The organism is Edwardsiella piscicida (genome assembly GCF_001896205.1).
GTDB classification, from domain to species: domain Bacteria; phylum Pseudomonadota; class Gammaproteobacteria; order Enterobacterales; family Enterobacteriaceae; genus Edwardsiella; species Edwardsiella piscicida.
Map to the genome: position 1 here is coordinate 1 of NZ_MPNU01000002.1, position 3,087 is coordinate 3,087.

At 52.0% G+C, this 3,087-nt stretch carries 1 rRNA gene; it reads left to right on the forward strand.

Annotation, left to right across the window (positions count from 1 at the left end):
- Positions 1-117: 117 nt before the first annotated feature.
- Positions 118-3,025: ribosomal RNA gene (locus BRD58_RS17705) — 23S ribosomal RNA — on the forward strand.
- The last annotated feature ends 62 nt before the right edge of the window (positions 3,026-3,087 follow it).

Consider the following 3,087-nt stretch of genomic DNA (forward strand, 5'->3'; position numbering starts at 1 on the left):
GCTCTTTAACAATCTGGAACAAGCTGAAAATTCGAAAACAATCGAATTGCTTTTAATAAGTGATTCGAGAGTCTCTCAAATGCTTACAGCACGAAGTGAAACACCTTCGGGTTGTGAGGTTAAGTGACTAAGCGTACACGGTGGATGCCTAGGCAGTCAGAGGCGATGAAGGACGTGCTAATCTGCGATAAGCGTCGGTGAGCTGATATGAAGCGTTATTAGCCGGCGATGTCCGAATGGGGAAACCCAGTGCAATCCGTTGCACTATCGTTAAGTGAATACATAGCTTAACGAGGCGAACCAGGGGAACTGAAACATCTAAGTACCCTGAGGAAAAGAAATCAACCGAGATTCCCCTAGTAGCGGCGAGCGAACGGGGAAGAGCCCAGAACCTGAATCAGTTTGTGCATTAGTGGAAGCGTCTGGAAAGTCGCGCGATACAGGGTGATAGCCCCGTACACGAAGGTGCACAGCTGTGAGTTCGATGAGTAGGGCGGGACACGTGTTATCCTGTCTGAATATGGGGGGACCATCCTCCAAGGCTAAATACTCCTGACTGACCGATAGTGAACCAGTACCGTGAGGGAAAGGCGAAAAGAACCCCGGCGAGGGGAGTGAAATAGAACCTGAAACCGTGTACGTACAAGCAGTGGGAGCATCCTTTAGGGTGTGACTGCGTACCTTTTGTATAATGGGTCAGCGACTTATATTTTGTAGCAAGGTTAACCGAATAGGGGAGCCGTAGGGAAACCGAGTCTTAACTGGGCGTCTAGTTGCAAGGTATAGACCCGAAACCCGGTGATCTAGCCATGGGCAGGTTGAAGGTTGGGTAACACTAACTGGAGGACCGAACCGACTAATGTTGAAAAATTAGCGGATGACTTGTGGCTGGGGGTGAAAGGCCAATCAAACCGGGAGATAGCTGGTTCTCCCCGAAAGCTATTTAGGTAGCGCCTCGTGAACTCATCTTCGGGGGTAGAGCACTGTTTCGGCTAGGGGGTCATCCCGACTTACCAACCCGATGCAAACTACGAATACCGAAGAATGTTATCACGGGAGACACACGGCGGGTGCTAACGTCCGTCGTGAAGAGGGAAACAACCCAGACCGCCAGCTAAGGTCCCAAAGTCATGGTTAAGTGGGAAACGATGTGGGAAGGCATAGACAGCCAGGATGTTGGCTTAGAAGCAGCCATCATTTAAAGAAAGCGTAATAGCTCACTGGTCGAGTCGGCCTGCGCGGAAGATGTAACGGGGCTAAACCATGCACCGAAGCTGCGGCAGCGACGCTTAGGCGTTGTTGGGTAGGGGAGCGTTCTGTAAGCCTGCGAAGGTGGCCTGTGAGGGCTGCTGGAGGTATCAGAAGTGCGAATGCTGACATAAGTAACGATAAAGCGGGTGAAAAGCCCGCTCGCCGGAAGACCAAGGGTTCCTGTCCAACGTTAATCGGGGCAGGGTAAGTCGACCCCTAAGGCGAGGCTGAAAAGCGTAGTCGATGGGAAACAGGTTAATATTCCTGTACTTGGTGTTATTGCGAAGGGGGGACGGAGAAGGCTAGACCGGCCGGGCGACGGTTGTCCCGGTTTAAGCGTGTAGGTGTGGTAACTTGGCAAATCCGGTTACCTTTAACACTGAGGCGTGATGACGAGGCACTACGGTGCTGAAGTGGTTAATGCCCTGCTTCCAGGAAAAGCCTCTAAGCTCCAGATAACACTGAATCGTACCCCAAACCGACACAGGTGGTCAGGTAGAGAATACCAAGGCGCTTGAGAGAACTCGGGTGAAGGAACTAGGCAAAATGGTGCCGTAACTTCGGGAGAAGGCACGCTGGCATGTAGGTGAAGTCCCTTGCGGATGGAGCTGAAGCCAGTCGAAGATACCAGCTGGCTGCAACTGTTTAATAAAAACACAGCACTCTGCAAACACGAAAGTGGACGTATAGGGTGTGACGCCTGCCCGGTGCTGGAAGGTTAATTGATGGGGTCAGCCGCAAGGCGAAGCTCTTGATCGAAGCCCCAGTAAACGGCGGCCGTAACTATAACGGTCCTAAGGTAGCGAAATTCCTTGTCGGGTAAGTTCCGACCTGCACGAATGGCGTAATGATGGCCAGGCTGTCTCCACCCGAGACTCAGTGAAATTGAACTCGCTGTGAAGATGCAGTGTACCCGCGGCAAGACGGAAAGACCCCGTGAACCTTTACTATAGCTTGACACTGAACATTGAACCTTGATGTGTAGGATAGGTGGGAGGCTTTGAAGTGTGGACGCCAGTCTGCATGGAGCCGACCTTGAAATACCACCCTTTAATGTTTGATGTTCTAACCTGGCCCCGTGATCCGGGGTAGGGACAGTGTCTGGTGGGTAGTTTGACTGGGGCGGTCTCCTCCCAAAGAGTAACGGAGGAGCACGAAGGTTAGCTAATCCTGGTCGGACATCAGGAGGTTAGTGCAAAGGCATAAGCTAGCTTGACTGCGAGAGTGACGGCTCGAGCAGGTGCGAAAGCAGGTCTTAGTGATCCGGTGGTTCTGAATGGAAGGGCCATCGCTCAACGGATAAAAGGTACTCCGGGGATAACAGGCTGATACCGCCCAAGAGTTCATATCGACGGCGGTGTTTGGCACCTCGATGTCGGCTCATCACATCCTGGGGCTGAAGTAGGTCCCAAGGGTATGGCTGTTCGCCATTTAAAGTGGTACGCGAGCTGGGTTTAGAACGTCGTGAGACAGTTCGGTCCCTATCTGCCGTGGGCGTTGGAAGATTGAGAGGGGCTGCTCCTAGTACGAGAGGACCGGAGTGGACGCACCGCTGGTGTTCGGGTTGTGATGCCAATTGCATTGCCCGGTAGCTACGTGCGGAAAAGATAAGCGCTGAAAGCATCTAAGCGCGAAACTTGCCTCGAGATGAGTCTTCCCTTGGACCTTGAGTCCACTAAAGGAACGTTTAAGACTAAGACGTTGATAGGCTGGGTGTGTAAGCGTAGCGATACGTTGAGCTAACCAGTACTAATGATCCGTGAGACTTAACCTTACAACACCGAAGGTGTTTTTAGAGAGACGAATGAAGCTTGTTCAAGATTGATACCGATGGCC